We start from the raw sequence: 20421 nt of genomic DNA, 5'->3' as shown, positions 1-20421 counted from the left end.
CGCCGAACTACTCGGCGTTGCGGGCCAGTTCGAGGGCGTACGGCTCGAACCAGTCGCCCGCCTTCGGGCCGCCCCTGCAGTCGCCGTCCGACTCGCCCGGCCGCTTGACCCACAGGTAGGCGCGGACCAGCTTGTCGGCCGTGCGGGTGGTCGGCGACTCGCCGAGCGCCCGGCCCGGCGGATTGCACCAGTTCTGGGCCGGGTCGCCTGCGGTGTAGGGCCCGTTGCCGTTGCGGCTGGTGTCGACGACGAAGGGCTTCCCTCCGGTCCGGGCCGAGAGCTGCTTCCCGTACGCGGTACTGGCCTCGGTGGTCTGGAAGTTGGAGACGTTGACCGCGAAGCCGTCGGCGTCGGCGATCCCGGCCCGCCGCAGCGGTTCGTCGAGCTGCTCCGGCCGGCCCCAGCCCGCGTTGCCCGCGTCCAGGTAGACGGTGGTGTGCGGCTGCTGCTTGAGGCGCTGGACGGCCGCCTCGAGCAGGGCGTACCGCTCCTCGTGGTACGGCTGCTCGGTGCAGCCGTCGACCATGTGCATCACCGCGTCCGGCTCCAGGACGACGGTGGCGCGCCGCTCCCCGATGCCGCGGGCGGCCGCCTCCACCCAGGCCCGGTAGGCCGCGCCGTCGGCGGCGCCGCCGGCCGAGTGCTGGCCGCAGTCGCGGTGGGGGATGTTGTACAGGACGAGCAGTGCGTCCCGGTCGGCCCGCTCGGCGGCCTCGGTGAAGCCGCGGGCTTCCTGCTCGGGACGCTCGGTGCCGATCCACTCGCCCACCGGCTGCCCGGCGATCTTCCGGATCAGCGCGGCCTCGGGTTGCCTCCCCGCCTTCACGTACGCGGCGACCTGGCGGGCCGCGCTGCCGTCCGGGTTGACCCAGAACGGGGCGGTCTTCTTGGGCTGTTGGGGGGCCGGCGGGCCCTGCACCGCGCCGCGGTCCACCCCCTCGTCCCCGTCTCCCCCGGACGCACTGCACCCCGCCGCCAGCAGCGCCGCCACCCCCAGCAGCACGAGCATGCGTCCGGTGCGATTCCCGTACATCCACTCCCCCTTGGGTGTACTAACCGGTCGAATCCATCGTGACACAGACAGATCCGGACCGGTCAGGCTTTCGTGGTGGCTGTGGTGAAGCCCGTCAGATAGGCGGAGACGACGACGTTGGCGGTGTAGGCGCCGGTCCTCTTGTCGTAGGTGCCGCCGCAGGTGATGAGGCGCAGTTCGGCCCGGTCGAGGTCGCGCTGCCCGTAGACCTGCTGCGGGTCGAAGTGCTCGCGCGGGAAGACCTGGACGTCGTCGACGGTGAACTCGGCGACCGAGCCGTCCGCCCGCACGACGTCGATCTTGGCGCCGGGCCGGGCGGAGCTGAGGCCGTAGAAGACGGCGGGCTTCGTCGCGGTGTCGACGTGGCCGACGAGGAGGGCGGCGCCGTCCGCGCCGGGCTGGGTGCCGCGGGCGAACCAGCCGACGGTGTGCGGCATCTCGTACGGCGGCGGGTCCACGGCGCCGGTCGCGTCGAGGCCGCGCGGGACGACCGGGGCGACGATGCCTATGGAGGGGATCTCGATCCGCCGCGGCTGCGCCGGGGCGACCGGGCGGTGCGCGGGCGGCAGGGCGACACCGAGCGGGCGGCCGACGGCGGCGACGTCGCCGGTGGTCGGCGCGGAGTGCCCGCCGGGGCCCGAGGTGGCCTCACGGCCCCAGAGCCACAGGCCAAGGAGCAGGACGGCCCAGGTGAGGCCGGTCAGCAGCCGCCCGGTGCCGCTCGGGCGTGGGTCGGCGGACATGTCACTCAGCGTCCTTGCGACCGTTCGCGTGCGCGCCCGCGCTCGCCCGGCGGCGCGAGTGCCGGAACGCGACGGCCACCGCGGCCACACCGGCCAGGCCGAGCCCGACCAGGGTGTGCGGGGTGCCGGGGCCCTGCTCCTCGACGGTGGCCGGCTCGGCGCTGTCCGCGCCGGGCGCGGCGAGGGCCGCGGCCCCGCCGCCGCCCGCGCGCACCGGGGCGAACGGGGTCTCGTGGTGCGTGGGCCGGTGGGTCGGCCGGTGCGTGGGCTGCTGGGTGGGCTGATGAGTGGGACGGTGCGTGGGCCGGTGCGTGGGCTTCTGCTTCCGTTCGACCTGGACCGTGCCGACGTCGCGGTGGTCGTGTCCGTCGCAGGTCACGGTGATCCGGTAGGTGCCGTCGGCCAGGCCCGACTTGAGCGTGGTGTCGCCGATCAGCGGGCGGTCGCCGCCGTCCCGGCCCGACAGCTCGGCGTCCGCGACGAACGCGTCGGACCTGGCCGCGCCGGTCGTGCCCTTGCAGCCGCTGACCCGGATGTCGATGTCGGCACCGGGTTTCGCGGTCGCCGGGCTGACCCGGACCTTCACGCCGTCGTGGGCGTACGCGACGCCCGCGGTGGGGCCGAGGACCAGTACGGCGGCGGCCGCTCCTGCGGCACGGAGAGCAATTGGACCTGAACGCATCGTGACCTCCTGATATCAGAAGGTTCGCGCGGTTCCGGCGCTCCCGCATCCGCAGGGGGCCCGACCAGGGGATCCGGGGCCCGGACAGGCCCTGGTGCACCCCTGGTACACCCCTAGTGCACGAGGTCCACGATGTCGGCGATCGAGTCGACGATCTGCGACGGGCGGAACGGGTAGCGGTCCACCTCGGCCTGGGTCGTCAGGCCGGTCAGCACGAGGAACGTCTTCATGCCCGCCTCCAGGCCGGCCAGCACGTCGGTGTCCATCCGGTCGCCGATCATCGCGCTGGTCTCGGAGTGCGCGCCGATCGCGTTCAGCCCGGTGCGCATCATCAGCGGGTTCGGCTTGCCCGCGAAGTACGGGTCCTTGCCGGTGGCCTTGGTGATCAGCGCGGCGACGGAGCCGGTGGCGGGCAGCGGGCCCTCGATGGACGGGCCGGTCTCGTCCGGGTTGGTGCAGATGAACCGGGCGCCGGCGTTGATCAGCCGGACCGCCTTGGTCATGGCCTCGAAGGAGTACGTCCGGGTCTCGCCCAGGACCACGTAGTCGGGGTCGTGGTCGGTGAGGACGTAGCCGATGTCGTGCAGCGCGGTGGTCAGTCCGGCCTCGCCGATGACGTACGCGGTGCCGCCGGGGCGCTGGTCGTCGAGGAACTGCGCGGTGGCGAGCGCCGAGGTCCAGATGTTCTCGACGGGGACGTCCAGGCCCATCCTGGAGAGCCGGGCGTGCAGGTCGCGTGCGGTGTAGATCGAGTTGTTGGTGAGGACCAGGAACGGCTTCCCGGTCTCGCGCAGCTTCTTGATGAACGCGTCGGCGCCGGGGATCGGCACGCCCTCGTGGATGAGGACGCCGTCCATGTCGGTGAGCCAGGATTCGATCGGCTTGCGCTCTGCCATGGGTGCGGGACTCCTGCCGTACAAAAGCCGTCCGGAACGGCGGTGTGCTGGGGGCGACGCGACAGCGCTGTGGCGACGCCCCCAGACTAGGTCAGGACGTGCTGATCCTGACCCCGTCGATCACCCAGTACCAGTTGTTGGACCCGGTGTAGCGGAAGCGGAAGCTGACGCTGGAGGCGCCGGTGGGGACGTTCACGGCGAGCGACTGCGGCTGCGAGATCACGTCGACGGTGTAGCTCTTGACGAGGGTCGGCGTGCCGCCGTTGAACGAGGCCAGGACCTGGGCGGTCTGGCTGCCCTCCTGCCGGTAGAAGGTCGTGAAGTCGAGGGTGACGCGGGACGCGCCGGAGACCCCGTACGCGGGGCTGACCAGCGTCGAGTCGTACGTACCCGAGAAAGCCTTGTCGGCCCACTCGTCGGAGTCGGCGACCGCGAACACGCCGCGGGCACGGACGTTGAGCTCGCGGGACTGGTCGCGCTGGGTACGGGACCAGAACTCGTCGGTGGCGAAGGACCAGCCGCGCCACTCGGTCATGCCGCCGGTGCCCATGGCGTTGTTGATGACCGACCAGCCGCTGGGCACGGTGTGCGTGAAGCCGAGGACGCCGGCCGGGATGCCGGTCTCGTCGACGCGGCCGGTGAGGGACGGCTGGAGCGCGTCGAACGGGTCGGTGGAGCGCTGCTGGATCGGCTTGCCGTCCAGGCCCCAGGCCGGGTCGGGGGTGATGCCGAGCTGCCGGAAGACGGTGGCGGCGACGTCGACCAGACGGGTGTCGATGGGCCGCGCGCCGGCGGCGATGCCGGGGCCCTCGGCGAGCACGAAGGTGCGCCGCTCCTCGATGGAGGAGCCGCCGTGGCCACCGGCGTCGGTGTGGCCGTGGTCGGTCGCGATGATGACGGTCCAGCGCTCGGAGGCGTACGAGGGGCGGGCCTTGATCGCGGCCCGGAGACGGCCGAGGTAGCCGTCCTGGACGGCGATGGCGTCCAGGTACTTCGGGCTGGCGGCGCCGTAGTTGTGGCCGATCTCGTCGGTCTCGCCGAAGTAGACGAACAGGACGTCCGGGTTCTGGTTGCGCAGGATGTCCTCGGTGGCGTCGGTGATCACCTTGTCGTTGACGACGTAGTTGTTGTTGTAGACCAGCTTGGCGTCGGCGCCGGGGGTGACCGTGCCGTAGGTGTCCAGCTCGGGCCAGTCGACGGCGGCGAAGAGCGAGAGCCCGGGCCGGACCTGGTTCAGGCGGGCCAGGAAGCCGGGGTACCGGCCGTAGTTGCGGCCGGTGAAGGTGTTGTCGCGGACGCCGTGCTTGTCGGGCCAGACGCCGGTGGAGATGGTCGACCAGCCGGGGCCGGACGAGGTGGCGGCCATCGGGTTGGCGTAGAGCAGGGACAGGCCGTACGTGCCGTTCGCCATCATCGCTTTGAGGTTCGGCGCGTCGGCGGCGTCGATGCGGTCGTACCGCAGGCCGTCCATGCCGACGACGAGCACCTTGTCGAGGCTGGTGCCGTTCGGGAGCGTCGGTGCGGCGGCGTGGGCGGCGGGCGCGGTGATGACGCCGGTCGCGGCGAGCGCGCCGGTGGCCGCACCGGCGGCGAGCACGCTGCGACGGGATATGCCGTTCGTCGGCATGGGGATCCTCCGTGGAAGGGGGCCGGATGACACGGGACGGACGGACACACCAACGCCCCTGATCGCTCAGGGGCGTTGGGCGTTGGTCCGTACCCGTTATCTTTCCGCGACACTCCACGGAGGCGGAAGAGACGTGCGGTGAACTCTTAGCTGCCGGTCGCGGACTTCCACGCGTCGACGTACGACGCCAGGTTCTTGTCGATGTCGGCCCAGTCGGGCTCGAAGATCTCCACGCCGTTCATCAGCTTGGCCAGTTCGATCGCGTTGGCGTCGGTCGGCTTGACGTCGGTACGGGCCGGAAAGCCGCCGCCGATCGCGCTGACCTGCCGCTGCGCCTCCTCCTCCAGCATGAAGTCGAGGAGCTTCTTGCCGTTCTCGCTGTGCGGGGCCTTGTTCACCAGGCCGGCGGCGTACGGCAGCGCGAACGTGGTGGGCTTGCCGCCCTGCTTCGCCGGGAACCAGATGCCCAGGTTCGGCATGGACTTGGCCTGCGCGAAGTTCATCTGGACGTCGCCGTTGGCGACCAGGATCTCGCCCTTGTCGACCTTCGGCGCGAGCTTCGAGGTGGAGGACGACGGGCCGACGTTGTTGGCCTGGAGCTTCTTCAGGTACTCCATCGCCGGCTCCTTGCCGCCGAAGTCGTGCATCGCCTTGATGACGACCGCCGTGCCGTCGCCCGCGACACCCGGCGTCGAGTACTGCAGCTTGTTCTTGAACTTGCCGTCGAGCAGCTCCTCCCACGTCCTGGGAGCGGCGGGCAGCTCCTTCTTGTTGTGGACGAAGCCGAAGTAGTTGTTGACGACGGAGATCCACTTGCCGTCGGCGGACTTGTCCGCGCCGCTGACCTTGTCGGCGTTCTTCGGGGAGTACGCCTGGAGCAGCCCCTTGCCGTCGGCCTGCTGGATGAACGGCGGGAGCGTGACGAGGACGTCGGCCTGGGTGTTGCTCTTCTCGCGGACGGCGCGCTGCACCATCTCGCCCGAACCGCCCTCCACGTACTCGACCTTGATCCCGGTCTTCTTCTCGAAGTCCTTGAAGACCTTGTCGTACCAGCCGTCGCCCGCCTCGCCCTTGAGGCCGTCGGCGCTGTAGACGGTGACGACCTTCTCGCCGGAGGCGGCGGAGGAACCGCCGCAGGCGGTGAGGGTGGCGGCGAGGGCGAGGCTGCCGGTGACGGCGGCGATCGGCTTGAGGTGCTGGGACATCGTGCGCATAACGTCGTTCTCTCCTAGCGGAAGGAAGCCTTGGTACGGATACGGGAGACAGCGAGCAGGACGATCAGGGTCGCGGCCATCAGGACGACGGCGAGCGCCGATCCGGTGAAGAGCGAGCCGCGATCGGTGGCGGTGAAGATCAGCACCGGCAGCGGCAGCCAGTCCGGCGGGTAGAGCATCATCGTGGCGCTCAGTTCGCCCATGGACAGCGCGAAGCAGAGCCCGGCGGCCGCGTTGAGCGACGGCAGCAGAAGCGGCAGCTTCACCCGGAGCAGTACGTACGAGGGGCGGGCGCCGAGGCTGGCCGCCGCCTGCTCGTACATCGGGTCGAGACGGAGGATGGCAGCCGAAACCGACTGGTAGGCGAACGCCGTGACAAGAATGGTGTGCGCCAGGATCACGATCCAGCGCGTTCCGTTGAGCAGCACGGGCGGCTGCGAGAACGCGACCAGGACGGCGAGCCCGACCACCACGGACGGCACGGCGACCGGCAGCACGAACAGCGCGTCGAGCACCTTCCGGCCGCGCTTGCCGAGGGCGGCCGCGGAGAGCGCGGCCCAGGTCCCGATGAGCAGCGCGAGCAGGCTCGCGGTGACGGCGGTGACCAGGCTGGTGGTCAGCGCCTGGAGCGATTCGCCGCGTACTGCCGCCGCGTAGTGGTCGACCGTGGGCCCGGAGGGGAAGGCCCCCGACCAGTGGGTGGCGAACGACGCGGCGAGGATGACGAGCAGGGGCAGGGCGAACAGCGGGACGAACAGCACCGCGAACACGGTCCAGGCCGTCCACCGGCCCGTACGGCTATGCACCAACACGGCGGCTGACCCCCCGGTACAGGGTGTAGAGGCCCACGGAGATCGCCACGTTGACGACGGCCACGACGCAGGCGGCGGAGTAGTCGGACTCGAGGATCGCCTTGCTGTAGACGAGCATCGGCAGGGTGGTGACCCCCTTGGCGCCGGTGAACAGCACGATCCCGAACTCGTTCAGGCACATGACCAGCACGAGGCTGCCGCCGGCCGCGAGCGCGGGCAGCGCCTCGGGCAGGATCACCTGCCGCACGATCCGCAGCGGCCGGGCCCCGAGCGAGGACGCGACCTCCAGCTGCGCGGTCTCCAGCTGCGAGAACGCGGCGAGGAGGGGCCGCATCACGAAGGGCGTGAAGTACGTGATCTCCGCGAGGAGCACGCCCCAGGGAGTGGTGAGGAACTGGAACGGCCCGGTGCCGTCGGGCGCTCCGGTGAGATCCGTCCACACCCCGTTGGCCATGCCGACGGTCCCGTAGAGGAACAGCAGGGCGAGCGTGACCAGGAACGAGGGGAAGGAGAGGAAGACATCGATGAACTTGGTGACGGCCCTCCCCCCGGGGAACGGCACGAACGCCACGATCAGCGCGAGCACGAACCCGAGCACGAGACACCCGACGGTGGCGGCGACGGCGAGCCACACGGTGGTGACGAGCGCGTCCCGGAACGCGACGGAGGCGAAGACGTCGGAGTAGGCCCCGGGGGCGAGGGACTCCTGGACGACGAGGGCGAGGGGGTAGAGAAAGAGAAGACCGAGAACGAGAAGGGGAGGCAGGGCCCAGATCGTTGCGGGCATTCGTTCCGGCTTCGTTGTGGGCATACGTTCCGCAGGGGCGATGGGGGTCCCCCCTGCTCGAGCGAAGCCGAGAGCTTGGGGGAGGGTGGACACAACGACCGGAGACCGTTCACTGCTCTTGACCGGTGCGGAGGCGTCACCCATCGGTGACCCCCGCCCCCAACAACACCGCATCCTCCGGCGCGAAGTGCACCGTGACCTCGTCCCCGAGCGCCGGCGTCTCCCGCAGCTCCCGTACGTCGGCCTTGAGGCGATGGCCGCCCACTTCCACGTACAGCCGGTGCGTCGCGCCGCGCCACTGCACCTCGGCGATCCGCCCGCGCAGCGCGTTGGGCCCGTCGCCGAGCCCGACGAGGTGGGGCCGTACGCAGAGGGTCGCGGCGGCTCCGGCGGCGACGCCGGACGTGGCGAGGGCGAGCTCGGCGCCGTCGAGGGTGACCGCGTCCCGCCCGGCCACGGTCACCGGCAGCAGATTCGCGTTGCCGACGAACGACGCCGTGAACTCCGTACGCGGCCTGCGGTACAGCTCCTGCGGGGTGCCGCAGTCCTGGAGCCGGGCGCGGTCCATGACGGCGATCCGGTCGGCGAGGGTGAGCGCCTCGACCTGGTCGTGCGTGACGTACAGAATCGAGACGTCCGGCAACTCGCGGTGCAGCCGGGCGAGTTCCGCGAGCATCCCGGACCGGAGCTGCGCGTCGAGCGCGGACAGCGGCTCGTCGAGGAGCAGGACGTTCGGCCGGATGGCGAGGGCCCGCGCGATGGCGACCCGCTGCTGCTGCCCGCCGGACAGCTCGCGCGGGTAGCGCTTGGCGTACGCCGCCATGCCGGTCATCTCCAGGGCCTCGGCGACCCGGCCCGGGATCTCGCCCTTCGGCGCTTTCTGCGCCTTGAGCCCGAAGGCGACGTTGTCCTCGACGCGCAGGTGCGGGAAGAGCGCGTACTGCTGGACGACCATGCCGATCCCGCGCTTGTGCGGCGGGAGGGCGGTGACGTCGCGGTCGCCGAGGAAGACCCGTCCGAAGACCGGCCGGACGAACCCGGCGACCGCCCGCAGCGCGGTGGTCTTGCCGGAGCCGGAGGGCCCGAGCAGGGCCATCACCTCGCCGGGCTCGACGGTGAGGGAGAGCGAGTCGAGGACGGTGTTGCCGCCGTACGCGACGGAGACCGCGTCGAACCGGATGCCGCCGTTCACGACGCGGACTTCGCTATCAGCGCGGGGAGTTCGGCGACGGAGGCGAGGACGTGCGTGGCGCCGTGCTCCGTGAGCGCGGTCTCGTCGTGGGCGCCGGTCAGGACACCCGCCACGATCCCGGCGCCGGAGCGGACGCCGCTGAGCATGTCGTACGAGGTGTCGCCGGCGACGGCGATCTGCCGGACGTCGTCCACCGCTCCGGTACGGAGGAAGGCGGCGAGCACCATGTCGGGGAAGGGCCGGCCGCGGCCGCCCGCGTCGGCGGGGCAGAGGGTCAGGGCGACGAGGTCGCGCCAGCCGAGGGCGTCGAGGATGGCGTCCTGGGTGACGCGGGCGAAGCCGGTGGTGAGGACGACGGTCCGGCCCTGCTCCTGGAGCGCGCCGATCGCCTCGGCCGCGCCGGGGATCGGGGCGATGCGCCCGCCGGTGACGAGGCTGCCGTACGCGTCCTCGAAGGCGAGGTTGGCCTGCTCGGCGCGGGCCTCGTCGCCGCCGAAGAGGTGGCGGAAGACGGAGATCTTGGACTCGCCCATGGTGGCGCGGACGTAGTCGATCATCGTGGCCGGGTCCTCGCCGAGCCGCTCGGCGGCGGCGGTGAAGGCCTGCTCGACGAGGCCGCCGTCGGCGACGGTGGTCCCGGCCATGTCGAGGACGACGAGGTTGTGGAGGGTCTTGTCCGTGCTCATGGATTCACCAACCCAGGTGGTTCGCGGTGGTCTCGGCGATGTCGGGCGAGCAGGTCATGCCGCGTCCGCCGGGTCCGGTCACCAGCCAGACGCCGTCGCGGACCTGCTGACGGTGGACGACGCGGGTGGTGTCGGTGCACTGCGCGTACACGCCGGCCCAGCGGCGGCGGATCTTCGGCAGCGGGCGGCCGAGGAAGTCCTCGACGACCCGGGTGACGTGCTCGTAGGGGTCTTCGAGGGTGTCGAAGGCGAAGGGGTGCTCGTACTCGTGGGTGTCGCCGATGGTCAGCCCGCCGTCGCGGCGCTGCACCATGAGGAGCTGCATCTTGTGGGCGGCGGCGACGGGCTCCTGGGCCTGGCGGGCGTTGAGCGCGTCGAGGGCCTCGGACTGGTAGGCGGGGTAGTACCGGAACGAGTCGGCGTCGGCGACGGAGGTGGTGAGGGCCTCGCCGAGGGGTTCGGTCTGCATCATCTGGAGCCGGACGCGGCGCACGGGGATCGGCCCGGCGATCTCGCGAACGAGGCCGGAGAGCCAGGCGCCGGTGCACAGAACGACGACGTCGCCGCTGTGGACGTCACCGTGGTCGTCGCGCACCGCGGTGTCACCGACGACGTCACGGACCTCCCGGTTGGGCAGGAAGGTGTACTTCCCGGTGGCCAGCAGGGCCTCGCGGAGGGCGAGTTGGGCGGTACGGGGTTCGACGGCGGCGTCGCGCTCGCACCAGAGCGCGGCCTCGAAGTCGCCGTGCAGGGCCGGGTTGATGCTCCGCGCCTCCTCGGCTGTGAGCAGCTTGTAGCCGCGGGCGGCGGCGTCGGGGCGGGCGAGGGCGGCCTCGGCGACGGCGCGCTCGAGGTCGTTGCGGACGGGGGTGAGCGAGCCGTTGGCCCGGAAGCCCAGCCCGGGGACACGGGCACCGATGCCCTCCCAGAGCTCCCGGGCGCGCAGCGCGGTCTCCAACTCCTCTCCGCCGGCCCGGCCGCTCACCCATATCTGGCCGAAGTTGCGGAGCGATGCCCCGCGCGCCTCGGCCTCGCGCTCGATGTGTACGACCTCGTGGCCGCGTTCCACTGCGTGCCAGGCGTGCATGGTTCCCACCACGCCGGCTCCTACGACGATCACCTTCATGGCAGAGACGGTCGTCGGGGTGAGTGACCCGGACGGATCGAGAGAGCGACGGGACGGTGAACGACCCACCAAACTTGGCCCAGACCCGTTACCAGTTCGTGACTTCAAAGGCGGAGGAACCTGACGAACGACTGGAACCCGATTTACCCCTGCCTACCCAGATGCGCGGTGAAGCTGAACCGGTCGCCGCGGTAGAGGGTCCGTACCCGCTCCAGGGGCCGGCCGGCGGTGTCCCGCGAGATGCGGTGGATGAGGAGCATGGGAAGGGCGGGCGGGGTGCCGATCAGGAGCGCCTCGCGGGGGGTGGCGAGGACGGTCTCGATGCGCTCGTCGGCATCGCCGAACTCGATGCCGAGCCGGTCGTGGAGGTAGGCGTAGAAGGAGGAGTCGGGGTCGAACTCGACATCGAGCCGGGGGACGCGGGCGACCTCGACGTACGTGCTCTCCAGTCCGACACGCTCGTCGTCGGCGAGCAGCACGCGCTCCATGTGCCAGACGGGCTCCCCGCGCGCGGCGCCGATCTCGGGGGCGAGGGCGTCGGGGCAGGGGAACCGGTCGAGCGAGATCAGCGACCGCCCGGGCCGGCGGCCCTGGCGGCGCACGCCCTCGGTATAGCTCGCGAGCGACAGCGGCTGCTCCAGCTTGGGCCCGGCGACGACCGTCCCCCGCCCCTGGCGGCGCAACCGCCCTTCCAGCAACAGCTCGCGCAGGGCCTGCCGCACGGTCTCCCTCGACACCTCGAACCGCACGGCGAGATCCCGCTCGGTCGGCAACAGCCCCCCTTCCCCCAACTCCTCGACGAGCGCGCCGACTTTCGCCTTCACGGCGTAGTACTTGGGAATGCGCCCATGCTCCGGAATGCCGGATCGGACAGGAGCGCCTGGTGCCTGGTCGTTCGGGTAGTCCACGCATGGATGGTCGCAGACGGGCATGAACGGGGAGGTGAACGAGGGGTTGCGGGGGTGGGAGCGCGCTGGAGCGCGCGCCGCAGGGCGGTGGGCGGAACCGCGGAAGGGAACGCGGCGCGAAGCTGCCGCGAGTGGGGCGCGGGAGCGGGCCCCGTTGGAACGTGCGCAGCGCACCGCAGGGCGGTGGGCGGAGCCGCGCACCATCCCGCGGCGCGAAGCTGCCGCGCCCTGGGCGCGGGGCGGAGCCACGCATCCCCCACCCACCCTCGCGGCGCGCAGCTGCCGCGCTTCGAGGTGCGGGGCGGAGCCCCGGCTTCCCCACTCACCACCAGCCCCCGGCAGGGTTTCGGGAAGGGGCGGGGTGGGGGACTCTCAGGCCGGCTCAGCCACCGCCACCACCACCGCCACCGCTCCCGCGACGCCGCCGCCCCAGCGCCACCAACCCCGCGCCGACCACGACCGCCAGCCCCGCCACCCCCGCCATCGCCCCCGCCGCCCGCCGCCCCACCGCGCCCGTCTGGGCCAGCTCCGGCACGGACGGCAGACGCGGCGGCGCAACCGGCCGGACCTGGTTGCCGATCACCCCGTCGTCGCCCCGCCCCGCCGGCGGGTCCGCCGGCGCGGACGGCACCGCGGACGGCACCGCGGACCCGGACCCGGCCCCGATCGTGAGCCGGTAGTCCCCCGACTCCCCCACCCAGTCCCCGTCGTCCCCCCGCCGCTGCACGATCGCCGCGTTCGCCACGACCTCGTTGGGCGCGGTCCCGTCGCGGAACGCGAGCCGCACAGGCACGGTCAGCGTCCGCCCACCGGGTACGACGAAGCCGGGGAACCCGTCGTCGAACACGCCGACGTTCTCGTCCTCCTCCGTCTCCTCGAACTCCACCGGCCGCCACCGCCGCGCCTCGGCGTCGTAGAAGTCGAACCGGATCTGCGCGGGCCGCAGCGCCCGGTCCCGGTCCGTCAGGGCGAGGACGGGGTGGATGTTGTCGCACGGCTCGCGCGTCGTGTTCGTGAGGTCGACGTTCCAGGTGCGGAAGGCGTCCCCGGCCCGGTAGTCGGCGGGGCCGCCGTGGATCCGGGTGTCGATGGGAAAGTCCGGGTCGGACGCCTTGCCGCAGGTCGGCGGCTGGTCCTTGCGCTCACCCCCGGATCCGGCCCCTGTCCCGGCACCCGCACCCGCACCGGCACCGGCCCCTGCCCCGGCTCCCGCCCCGGAGTCCGAGTCCGAACCCGGCCCCGGCCACGGTTCGGCGACCGCCACGGCCGGGCCACTGAACAGAAGGACGGCGGTTCCTGATGTCGTGACGGCGGTGACTCCGCGCACAAGAGCGCCGCGCAGTCGCGTGGGGACCTGTCGCATGGGCCTGGTGCCTTTGCTGCTCGCGGGCGTACGGGACGGCCGCGACGCTGCCATGCGGCACGCGGCGCGCCGGTCAGCGACGCGGTCCCGACCCCCGTACAGCCCGGAGAATCCGCCTGATCAGCCTATTGTCCGACTGATGGGCCCCCGCCCGATCTCCTTCCCGAACACCGGCGCGAGCACCAACTGCGCAGCCCCCTCCGCGACAGCGCTTCCCCCACCCCCCGCCAACGCGACGGGCACCGGCACCGGCACCGGCACCGCCGCAGCAGCAGCGCCGGTCCGGTGCGCGAGCGCGCCGAGTGCCTCGCCGACCCCGCGTACGAAAGCATCCGGCGCCGCGTCGACGAGCCGACCCCCCAGCAGCACCCGGTCGACGTCGAGCAGCGCGACGAGGTTGGCCGCCCCCGCCCCGAGTACCCGCGCTGCCTCGGGAACGTCCCCGCGCGCGACCGCTCCCAGGCACAGGACCTCCAGGCACCCGCGCCCGCCGCACCCGCACGGGGGCCCGTCGAGCTGGATGGTCTGGTGCCCGAACTCCCCCGCTCCCGTACGGGCGCCCCGGTGCAGCGCGCCGCCGAGGACGAGCGCGGCGCCCAGTCCGGTACCGAGGTGGAGGTACGCGAACGACTCCGGCGCCCCGGCCCGCAACGCGAGCCCGAGCGCGGCGGCGTTGGTGTCCTTGTCGAGGACGACGACCCCGCCGAGCCGCCGCGCGAGCGCGTCCCGCAGCGGGAACCCGTCCCACTGCGGGTGCCCGGTGACGCGGTGCGGCACGCCGGCGAGGTGGTCGAGCGGCCCGGGCATGGCGATGCCGACACCGAGGGACACGCGTTGCGGCCCGGCGCCGGAGGGCTCGTGCAGCAGCTCCCGTACCAGGCCCCCCACCTCTCGCTCGATCGCCGTCAGAACCGTTTCGGCGGGCGCCCCCAGATCCAGCGGCGCGCGCCGCACCGCGACCGGAGCCCCCGTCAGATCGACCAGGACCACCGTCAGTTCGTCGCGGTCGAGGTGCACACCGACGGCGTGCGCGGCCCCCGGCACCAGCCGCAGCGCGGTCGCCGGCTTGCCGCCCGTCGAGGCGCGCCGCCCCGCGTCCGCGGCCAGGCCCTCGGCCCGCAGCCGGGCCGTGATCTTGCTGACGGCCTGCGGGGTGAGCCCGGTGCGCTCGGCGAGTTCGGGCCTGCTGATGCCGGCCTCGCCGGCGGTCCGCAGCAGGTCCAGCACGAGGGCCGCGTTGTGGCTGCGCAGCGCGGGCTGGTTCACGCCGACACGGCCGGCCTGGCTGACACGGCCGGCGCGGCCGGCACGGCCGGCACCACTCACTCCGCCGACACGGGAATCGGTCCTGTTCACGCGCCCATTGTCGCGCGCGCTTGCACTTAGGCAACAGCGTTGCTTAAGTGAGCCCATGACTGGCACGCCCCGCAACCCCCTCCGCGTCGGCCTCGTCGGCTACGGCCTCGCCGGCTCCGTGTTCCACGCCCCGCTGATCGCCGCCACCGACGGCCTCGTCCTCGACACGGTCACCACCGGCAACGCGGAGCGCCGGGCGCAGGCGCTCGCCGAGTTCCCCGACGTACGGGTGGCCGCCTCGGCCGACGAGCTGTGGACGCGGGCCGACGAGCTCGACCTGATCGTCGTCGCGTCCCCGAACAAGACGCACGTACCGATCGCCACCGCCGCCCTGAACGCGGGCCTGCCGGTCGTCGTCGACAAGCCGATCGCGGGCACCGCCGCCGAGGCGCGCGAGCTGGCCGCGCTCGCCGACGAGCGCGGGCTGCTGCTCTCGGTCTTCCAGAACCGCCGCTGGGACAACGACTTCCGCACCCTCCGCGCCCTCCTCGCGGACGGCGCGCTCGGCCACGTACAGCGCTTCGAGTCCCGCTTCGAGCGGTGGCGACCGCGTCTGAAGGGCGGCTGGCGCGAGTCGGGCGCGCCGGAGGAGATCGGCGGTCTGCTGTACGACCTGGGCAGCCATGTCGTCGACCAGGCGCTGGTGCTGTTCGGCCCGGCGGCCCAGGTGTACGCGGAGTCGGACGTCCGCCGCGCCGGCGCGGAGGCCGACGACGACACGTTCATCGCGCTCACGCACGCGAACGGGGTCCGCTCGCACCTGTACGTGAGCGCCACCACGGCGCAGCTCGGCCCGCGCTTCCGGGTGCTGGGCGAGCGCGCCGGGTACGTGAAGTACGGCCTCGACCCGCAGGAGGCGGCGCTTCGCGAGGGCCATCGCCCGGGCCGCCCGGGCGACGAGGCGTGGGGCCGGGAGCCGGAGTCGCTGTGGGGCACGCTCGGCGCCGGGGAGTCCCCGCTGTCGGGCGGCGGGGACCCGGTCGAGTCGTTGCCGGGCGACTACCCGGCGTACTACGCGGCGATCGCGGCGGCGCTCCGCGGCGAGGCCCCGAACCCGGTCACCGCCGAGGAGGCGGCAGCCGCCCTGGACGTCCTGGAGTCGGCCCGCCGCTCGGCCCGGGAGGGCGTGACGGTGAGGCTTTAACCAGCGATATCACTTCGATCCCAGAAGCGATATCGTATGACGTGACCCGGCTCAGCCGAAGGGGGTTCGCCATGTCCCGCACCGTAATCGACCTGGACGACCAGATGGTCGCGGAAGCAATGCGCATCTACGGCACGACCATAAAAGCCAAAGCTGTCCGCATGGCGATGGAAGACGCCGTCAAGCGCCACCTGCGCCGGGAGTTCGCGGAGGCCGTCAAGAGCGGTGAACTCGATTTCAGCGAGATCGTCGACGCCACCGGGCCGAAGGAAGGCGCTGCACTCAACGGTGGTACGACCGGCCGGACCGCCGCGTGACCGAACTGTTCCTTGCGGACAAGTCCGCGCTCGCCCGCTGGAACCAGACCGCAGTGGCAGCGGTACTGGACGACCTGGACGAACGCGGTCTGCTGGCCATCTGCGCCCCCGTCGAATGGGAGATGGTCTACAGCGCCCGCAACAAGGCGGAGTCGGAGCGGATCAGGCTCCTGCTCTACGGATTCGATCTGCTCCCCGTTCCGGACGAGGTATGGGACCGCACTCTCGAGGTGCAGCGTGAGGCGCTCTCCCGCGGCGTGCATCGCTCACTGTCGATGGCCGATCTACTGATCGCCGCCACGGCCGAGCGCCATGGGGCGACAGTGCTGCACTACGACGACGACTACGACGCCATCGCCTCCATCACCGGACAGGCGACACGATGGGTCGTCGGCCCGGGCACCGCAGATCGGTGACCGTCGGGGTGGCACTGGTGCCGACCGGCACCACCCCGAAGAGGAGAGCTCACGCGTCCTTGAGCTCCTGCCGCTGCCGCCCCAGCCCCTCGACCTCGAGCTCCACCACATCACCGGCGCGGAGGTACGGCTTGGGCTCCGGCTGCCCCATGGCGACGCCCGCCGGGGTGCCGGTGTTGATGACGTCACCCGGGTACAGGGTCATGAACTGGCTGACGTACCGGACGACCTCCGCGACCTTGAAGATCTGGTCGGCGGTGGAGCCGTTCTGCTTCAGCTCGCCGTTGACCCAGAGCTTGAGCGAGAGCGCCTGCGGGTCCGGCACCTCGTCGGCGGTGACCAGCCACGGCCCGAGCGGGTTGAAGGTCTCGCAGTTCTTGCCCTTGTCCCAGGTGCCGCCGCGCTCGATCTGGAACTCGCGCTCCGAGACGTCGTGGGAGACGGCGTACCCGGCTACGTGCGCGAGCGCCTGCTCGTCGGTCTCCAGGTAGCGTGCGGTGCGGCCGATGACGACCGCCAGCTCGACCTCCCAGTCGGTTTTCACCGAGCGGCGCGGTACGAGCACGGTGTCGTCCGGGCCGACGACGGTGTCGGGGGCCTTCAGGAACACGACCGGCTCGGCCGGCGTCGCGGCGCCGGTCTCGGCGGCGTGGTCGTGGTAGTTCAGGCCGATACAGACGACCTTGCCGATGCGGCCGACCGGCGCGCCGACGCGCAGCCCGGTGGCGTCCAGCGCGGGCAGTACGCCCGCACCGGCCGCGGCCCGGATGCGATCGAGCGCGGACTCGTCGGCCAGCAGCCCTCCGTCGATGTCGCTCACCAGGGCGGAGAGGTCCCGGAGGGTTCCGTCCTGGTCGAGCAGCGCGGGCCGCTCGGCGCCCGCCGGTCCGACGCGCAGCAGCTTCATGGTCTTCTCCCTGTGGTCGAGGTGAGCCCCGGCCGATGGAGTGCGGCCATCGGAGGATTGGAAGATCCTCCAAGAATTCCGACCACCCTGCAAGGCCCCGTTCACAAGCTGGACCATTACCGGGCGGTAGCCGCCTGAGCGTCCGGATACGTGTCCGGGGACGAGCCCGAGGACGTGTCCGAGGGAGAGCCCGAAGACGTGTCCGGCTTCGCGCCCCGCTTCACGTCCCGGTACAAGAACGCCCGCTCGACGGCCGTCCACAAGGTGCTCGTCACGACGTAGAGCGCGGCAGCGAGCGGAACGACGGCGACGGTGATCAGGGTCCCGTACGAGAGCAGCGGCAGGACGCGGGCGACGCCGGCGGCGGCAGGCCCCGGCACGGCCTCGGTGAGCGAGGCGTCCCGCTTGGCCCGCCGGTACGTGAACGTGGCGACGGCGGCGACGACGGCGAACAGCGCCACGTACACCAGCCCGGCCGGCCCGAAGGGTCCGCCGTGCGCCAGCGCCTCGGACCAGTGGCCGCCGAGCGGGGCGGCGAAGAGGCTGTGCCCGGCGAGCCGCTCGCCGGAGAACAGGTGGAAGAGCAGGAAGAAGGCGGGCAGCTGGAGCACGCTCGGGAGGCAGCCGGCGAGCGGGGAGACGTTCTCCCGCTTGTGCAGCGCCAAGACCTCCTTCTGCAGCCGCTCCGGGTTCTTGGCGTGCCGGGTGCGCAGCTCGGCCATCTCCGGCGCGAGCCGCACCCGCGCCTTCTGGCCGCGGGCGGCGGCGCGGGCGAGGGGGTGCAGGGCGAGCCGTACGAGCGCGGTGAACAGCACGATGGCGGCGGCGGTGGAGGCGGAGCCGAAGAGCGGCTGGAACAGGTCGGCGAAGTGCTCGAAGAGCGAGGCGAAAACGGACATGGGAGCCCTCCAGGGGTCTCGTCGTGCCGGAGAAAGACGGAGATCGGCATGACGAAGCCGCGAAAGGGCGGGGGAAGAGCGAGGAGAACGCGCCCCTAAGCGGTCGTCGGGAGGAGACGTCCGGGGGCTCGGGGCCTGCGACGGCCCGAGGCGTCGGGGTCGCGCTGCGGTAGGAAGGCGGTGCGTTGCTCGCGGTCGCGGATGGCGGTCCGTACCCGGGTGGGCGGGACGGCGGGGGCGAGCCGGCCGACGGCGAGGACGCCCGCCGCGGCAGCGGCGAGGACGACGGCGACGGCGGAGAGCGCGGACCCGTCGACGAGAAGGGCCTCGGCGACGGCGAGCACGAAGAGCAGCAGGGCGATCGGCCGCGTACGAACGACGTCGAGCATGCCACCCCCCATTTCTGGTCTCGGACTCCACGAACCTACGGCTCTACAAACCTATGGCTCTACAAACGGAGCTTAGCCCAGATGACAAGCCGATAGGCGGAAGAGAACTCCGGGGTGCAGGTGGTGAGGGTCAGATACGAGCCGGGCTCGTCGTACCCGGAGGAGGGGTGGACGAGGCTGCGGGGGACGGGTGCGATGACGCCGGTGTCGCGGGGCGAGGTGCGGGCGAGGATCCGGTCGACGACGTACACGTACTCGCGCTGCTTGGTCCGGACCCGGATCTCGTCGCCCTTGCGGAGCCGGTTGATGTACCGGAAGGGCTCGCCGTGGGTGTTGCGATGCCCGGCGAGCGCGAAGTTCCCGGCAGCGCCGGGCGCGGCGGTACGGGGGTACTGCCCGACGAACCCCTTGTCGAGCACGGCCCGCCGCCCGACGCCGGAGGCGACGGGGACGGAGAGGGAGAGGGCGGGGATACGGAGGACGGCGAAGGAGGACCGCCGCGGAGGAGACGACGAGGACGAGGAGGAGGACGACGAGCCCCCGACCTCCTCCGACTCCGACTCCGCACCGGACTCCGCACCGGCCTCCGAACCAGGCACCACATCCGACGACTCCACGCCCCGCGAGAACTCCTCCTCCAACACCTGAACCTGCTGACGGGCGCCGGCGCGCGCCTGCTGGTTGGTCCACCACACCTGATGGACGACGAGGAGCAGGACGACGACCCCGAAGGTGACGGTGAGCTCGGCGGAGGCCCAGAGGGCGCGAGCGCTTCGGGTCCGTGGCGCCCGCTGCACGAGGACCCGGGTCCGATTCCGTTGCGGCAGCACGGGCGCACGATAGGGGGCGGCCCGCCAACTCACCAGACCGCGCGGGGCCCCGCCCCGACTGGCGTACAGCAGTACGGTGTTCACCATGCGCCCCGACACGCCTGCCGACCACACCACCGAAGCCGAGCGTCTGCTGCGGACCGCGGCGACGTACCCGGAGGACCACGAGCCGCTGCTCCTGAGGGCCGCGGCCCATCTGGAGCTCGCGGGCGACCGCGCCCGCGCGACGGACCTGTACGACACGCTCCTGGGCTCCACGCCGTCGAACCCCACCCTGATCAGAGCACTGAAGGCCGCGAACCTGTGGGAGTACGGCCACGAGGCGGAGGCAAGGGCGATCATCGAAGGCGTCAGGGCGCAGGTCCCGCAGGACGCGGCCCCCTGGGAGATCATCGCGGAGACGCTGGAGGCCCACGACGAGCTGGAGGCGTCGGAGGCCACGTTCACGCAGGCGGCGGAGCTGCTGGCGGACGGGGAGGACGAGGACTACGCCACCCAGTCCCTCCTGACCTCCCGGCACCGGGTGAGGCGGATGCTGGCCCTGGAGCACGACGCGTGGGACCACCGGGCGGACGCCCTGCACACGGGGGCGGTCCCCCTGGACGAACTGCACGACCCGAAGCGCCTGTGGTCCCTGGGCTCGGACGACCCGGCGGAGCTCCAGGCCGAGATCACCCGCCTCCGCAGCGAACTGGGCTCGTACCGCACGGCCCTGTCCCGCCCGTTCCCGGTGGCGGTCCTGCACTGGCCGGAGGCGGAACTGGACGAACTCGTCGCCTCGTACCCGGAACTGGAAGCCGAATACCCCACGTACGCGGCCCACCTCACGGACCTGGAAGCCTCCCTCCGCGAACTCCAGGCCGCCGGCACCCCCAACCTGGGCATCGTCCCGGCCACGGTCCCCTCCTACGAAGCCTTCGCCGCCTCGGAATCCTCCACCCCGGCCAACCCGGACCTCCTCCCCCAATACGCCACGACACTGGCCGCCCGAGGCCGAGCCACGGCATGGCCCCCAGCCCGCACGGCAGCGTGCTGGTGCGGCTCGGGAAGGACGTACGGGGAGTGCCACGGCGCGGACTGAGAGCGAGCTCAAG

General features: G+C 72.2%; 22 protein-coding genes. 4 read left to right on the top strand and 18 right to left on the bottom strand.

The genetic code is table 11. From position 1 onward, the window contains the following. Positions 1 to 7: 7 nt before the first annotated feature. From R2D22_RS23440 to R2D22_RS23375, 14 genes are all read right to left on the bottom strand, one after another. Positions 8 to 1033: a glycoside hydrolase family 6 protein gene (locus R2D22_RS23440; protein WP_318106625.1), complete on the bottom strand. Its 1026-nt coding sequence runs from the start codon at positions 1031 to 1033 to the stop codon at positions 8 to 10. Positions 1034 to 1095: 62 nt separating this feature from the next. Beyond that, complete coding sequence (locus R2D22_RS23435) at positions 1096 to 1776, bottom strand: class F sortase (protein ID WP_318106624.1); 681 nt, start codon at positions 1774 to 1776, stop codon at positions 1096 to 1098. 1 nt (position 1777) lies between these two features. Beyond that, positions 1778 to 2458: a PT domain-containing protein gene (locus R2D22_RS23430; protein ID WP_318106623.1), complete on the bottom strand. Its 681-nt coding sequence runs from the start codon at positions 2456 to 2458 to the stop codon at positions 1778 to 1780. Positions 2459 to 2571: 113 nt separating this feature from the next. Next, positions 2572 to 3354 carry an HAD-IIA family hydrolase gene (locus R2D22_RS23425; protein ID WP_318106622.1) on the bottom strand — a complete coding sequence of 261 codons (783 nt, stop codon included), beginning with the start codon at positions 3352 to 3354 and terminating at the stop codon, positions 2572 to 2574. A gap of 91 nt (positions 3355 to 3445) precedes the next feature. Then, complete coding sequence (locus R2D22_RS23420) at positions 3446 to 4981, bottom strand: alkaline phosphatase family protein (protein WP_318106621.1); 1536 nt, start codon at positions 4979 to 4981, stop codon at positions 3446 to 3448. 146 nt (positions 4982 to 5127) lie between these two features. Next, the gene (locus R2D22_RS23415; protein ID WP_411977158.1) at positions 5128 to 6186 is read right to left on the bottom strand and encodes a 2-aminoethylphosphonate ABC transporter substrate-binding protein; all 1059 of its coding nucleotides are present in this window, start codon (positions 6184 to 6186) and stop codon (positions 5128 to 5130) included. Positions 6187 to 6209: 23 nt separating this feature from the next. Then, complete coding sequence (locus R2D22_RS23410; RefSeq protein ID WP_318106619.1) at positions 6210 to 7007, bottom strand: ABC transporter permease; 798 nt, start codon at positions 7005 to 7007, stop codon at positions 6210 to 6212. Next, the gene (locus tag R2D22_RS23405) at positions 6994 to 7818 is read right to left on the bottom strand and encodes a 2-aminoethylphosphonate ABC transporter permease subunit (RefSeq protein WP_318106618.1); all 825 of its coding nucleotides are present in this window, start codon (positions 7816 to 7818) and stop codon (positions 6994 to 6996) included. Before R2D22_RS23405 ends, R2D22_RS23410 begins: the two co-directional genes overlap by 14 nt. 112 nt (positions 7819 to 7930) lie before the next feature. Then, positions 7931 to 8986, bottom strand: coding sequence for an ABC transporter ATP-binding protein (locus tag R2D22_RS23400; protein ID WP_318106617.1), 1056 nt, complete (start codon positions 8984 to 8986; stop codon positions 7931 to 7933). Beyond that, positions 8983 to 9672, bottom strand: a complete 690-nt coding sequence (locus R2D22_RS23395) for a phosphonatase-like hydrolase (RefSeq protein WP_318106616.1) — start codon at positions 9670 to 9672, stop codon at positions 8983 to 8985. The genes R2D22_RS23400 and R2D22_RS23395 overlap by 4 nt, the downstream gene beginning before the upstream one ends. Positions 9673 to 9676: 4 nt before the next feature. Continuing rightward, positions 9677 to 10798, bottom strand: coding sequence for a TIGR03364 family FAD-dependent oxidoreductase (locus R2D22_RS23390; protein WP_318106615.1), 1122 nt, complete (start codon positions 10796 to 10798; stop codon positions 9677 to 9679). 143 nt (positions 10799 to 10941) lie between these two features. After that, a complete protein-coding gene (locus R2D22_RS23385) occupies positions 10942 to 11706 on the bottom strand; it encodes a GntR family transcriptional regulator (protein ID WP_318106614.1) in 765 nt (254 codons plus the stop codon). A gap of 382 nt (positions 11707 to 12088) precedes the next feature. Next, a complete protein-coding gene (locus R2D22_RS23380) occupies positions 12089 to 13069 on the bottom strand; it encodes a hypothetical protein (protein ID WP_318106613.1) in 981 nt (326 codons plus the stop codon). A 120-nt stretch (positions 13070 to 13189) separates the two neighbouring features. Continuing rightward, entirely contained in the window at positions 13190 to 14425 is a 1236-nt protein-coding gene (locus tag R2D22_RS23375; RefSeq protein WP_318106612.1) for an ROK family transcriptional regulator, read from the bottom strand. Positions 14426 to 14480: 55 nt separating this feature from the next. On the opposite strand from R2D22_RS23375, the gene R2D22_RS23370 reads away from it, so the two are divergent. The 3 genes from R2D22_RS23370 (at position 14481) to R2D22_RS23360 (ending at position 16302) form a co-directional block, all read left to right on the top strand. Then, positions 14481 to 15569 carry a Gfo/Idh/MocA family oxidoreductase gene (locus R2D22_RS23370; protein ID WP_318106611.1) on the top strand — a complete coding sequence of 363 codons (1089 nt, stop codon included), beginning with the start codon at positions 14481 to 14483 and terminating at the stop codon, positions 15567 to 15569. 71 nt (positions 15570 to 15640) lie between these two features. Then, a complete protein-coding gene (locus R2D22_RS23365; RefSeq protein ID WP_318106610.1) occupies positions 15641 to 15886 on the top strand; it encodes a type II toxin-antitoxin system VapB family antitoxin in 246 nt (81 codons plus the stop codon). Then, positions 15883 to 16302: a PIN domain nuclease gene (locus R2D22_RS23360; RefSeq protein ID WP_318106609.1), complete on the top strand. Its 420-nt coding sequence runs from the start codon at positions 15883 to 15885 to the stop codon at positions 16300 to 16302. The genes R2D22_RS23365 and R2D22_RS23360 overlap by 4 nt, the downstream gene beginning before the upstream one ends. A 49-nt stretch (positions 16303 to 16351) precedes the next feature. Here R2D22_RS23360 and R2D22_RS23355 read toward each other — a convergent pair whose 3' ends face one another. The 4 genes from R2D22_RS23355 to R2D22_RS23340 all read right to left on the bottom strand — a co-directional run bounded on the left by R2D22_RS23355 (position 16352) and on the right by R2D22_RS23340 (position 19327). Continuing rightward, complete coding sequence (locus R2D22_RS23355) at positions 16352 to 17209, bottom strand: fumarylacetoacetate hydrolase family protein (protein ID WP_318106608.1); 858 nt, start codon at positions 17207 to 17209, stop codon at positions 16352 to 16354. Between the two features lie 116 nt (positions 17210 to 17325). After that, positions 17326 to 18108 carry a YidC/Oxa1 family membrane protein insertase gene (locus R2D22_RS23350; protein ID WP_318106607.1) on the bottom strand — a complete coding sequence of 261 codons (783 nt, stop codon included), beginning with the start codon at positions 18106 to 18108 and terminating at the stop codon, positions 17326 to 17328. A gap of 95 nt (positions 18109 to 18203) precedes the next feature. Then, positions 18204 to 18497 carry a DUF6412 domain-containing protein gene (locus R2D22_RS23345; protein WP_318106606.1) on the bottom strand — a complete coding sequence of 98 codons (294 nt, stop codon included), beginning with the start codon at positions 18495 to 18497 and terminating at the stop codon, positions 18204 to 18206. 59 nt (positions 18498 to 18556) lie between these two features. After that, positions 18557 to 19327 (bottom strand): class E sortase, encoded by a 771-nt coding sequence (locus tag R2D22_RS23340; protein WP_318106605.1) that lies wholly within the window; start codon positions 19325 to 19327, stop codon positions 18557 to 18559. A gap of 85 nt (positions 19328 to 19412) precedes the next feature. On the opposite strand from R2D22_RS23340, the gene R2D22_RS23335 reads away from it, so the two are divergent. Continuing rightward, positions 19413 to 20408 carry an SEC-C metal-binding domain-containing protein gene (locus R2D22_RS23335; RefSeq protein WP_318106604.1) on the top strand — a complete coding sequence of 332 codons (996 nt, stop codon included), beginning with the start codon at positions 19413 to 19415 and terminating at the stop codon, positions 20406 to 20408. Positions 20409 to 20421 lie beyond the last annotated feature (13 nt).

The organism is Streptomyces sp. HUAS YS2 (genome assembly GCF_033343995.1).
GTDB classification, from domain to species: domain Bacteria; phylum Actinomycetota; class Actinomycetes; order Streptomycetales; family Streptomycetaceae; genus Streptomyces; species Streptomyces solicathayae.
Note: the sequence above shows the minus strand (reverse complement) of the source record. Positions and strands in the feature narration are given on the sequence as shown.

Excerpts from the sequence above, each read along its gene's own strand:
- R2D22_RS23440 (WP_318106625.1), bottom strand. The coding sequence starts at position 1,033 with ATGTACGGGAATCGCACCGGACGCATGCTCGTGCTGCTGGGGGTGGCG.
- R2D22_RS23435 (WP_318106624.1), bottom strand. The coding sequence starts at position 1,776 with ATGTCCGCCGACCCACGCCCGAGCGGCACCGGGCGGCTGCTGACCGGC.
- R2D22_RS23430 (WP_318106623.1), bottom strand. The coding sequence starts at position 2,458 with ATGCGTTCAGGTCCAATTGCTCTCCGTGCCGCAGGAGCGGCCGCCGCC.
- R2D22_RS23425 (WP_318106622.1), bottom strand. The coding sequence starts at position 3,354 with ATGGCAGAGCGCAAGCCGATCGAATCCTGGCTCACCGACATGGACGGC.
- R2D22_RS23420 (WP_318106621.1), bottom strand. The coding sequence starts at position 4,981 with ATGCCGACGAACGGCATATCCCGTCGCAGCGTGCTCGCCGCCGGTGCG.
- R2D22_RS23415 (WP_411977158.1), bottom strand. The coding sequence starts at position 6,186 with ATGTCCCAGCACCTCAAGCCGATCGCCGCCGTCACCGGCAGCCTCGCC.
- R2D22_RS23405 (WP_318106618.1), bottom strand. The coding sequence starts at position 7,818 with ATGCCCACAACGAAGCCGGAACGAATGCCCGCAACGATCTGGGCCCTG.
- R2D22_RS23395 (WP_318106616.1), bottom strand. The coding sequence starts at position 9,672 with ATGAGCACGGACAAGACCCTCCACAACCTCGTCGTCCTCGACATGGCC.
- R2D22_RS23390 (WP_318106615.1), bottom strand. The coding sequence starts at position 10,798 with ATGAAGGTGATCGTCGTAGGAGCCGGCGTGGTGGGAACCATGCACGCC.
- R2D22_RS23380 (WP_318106613.1), bottom strand. The coding sequence starts at position 13,069 with ATGCGACAGGTCCCCACGCGACTGCGCGGCGCTCTTGTGCGCGGAGTC.
- R2D22_RS23370 (WP_318106611.1), top strand. The coding sequence starts at position 14,481 with ATGACTGGCACGCCCCGCAACCCCCTCCGCGTCGGCCTCGTCGGCTAC.
- R2D22_RS23365 (WP_318106610.1), top strand. The coding sequence starts at position 15,641 with ATGTCCCGCACCGTAATCGACCTGGACGACCAGATGGTCGCGGAAGCA.
- R2D22_RS23355 (WP_318106608.1), bottom strand. The coding sequence starts at position 17,209 with ATGAAGCTGCTGCGCGTCGGACCGGCGGGCGCCGAGCGGCCCGCGCTG.
- R2D22_RS23350 (WP_318106607.1), bottom strand. The coding sequence starts at position 18,108 with ATGTCCGTTTTCGCCTCGCTCTTCGAGCACTTCGCCGACCTGTTCCAG.
- R2D22_RS23345 (WP_318106606.1), bottom strand. The coding sequence starts at position 18,497 with ATGCTCGACGTCGTTCGTACGCGGCCGATCGCCCTGCTGCTCTTCGTG.
- R2D22_RS23335 (WP_318106604.1), top strand. The coding sequence starts at position 19,413 with ATGCGCCCCGACACGCCTGCCGACCACACCACCGAAGCCGAGCGTCTG.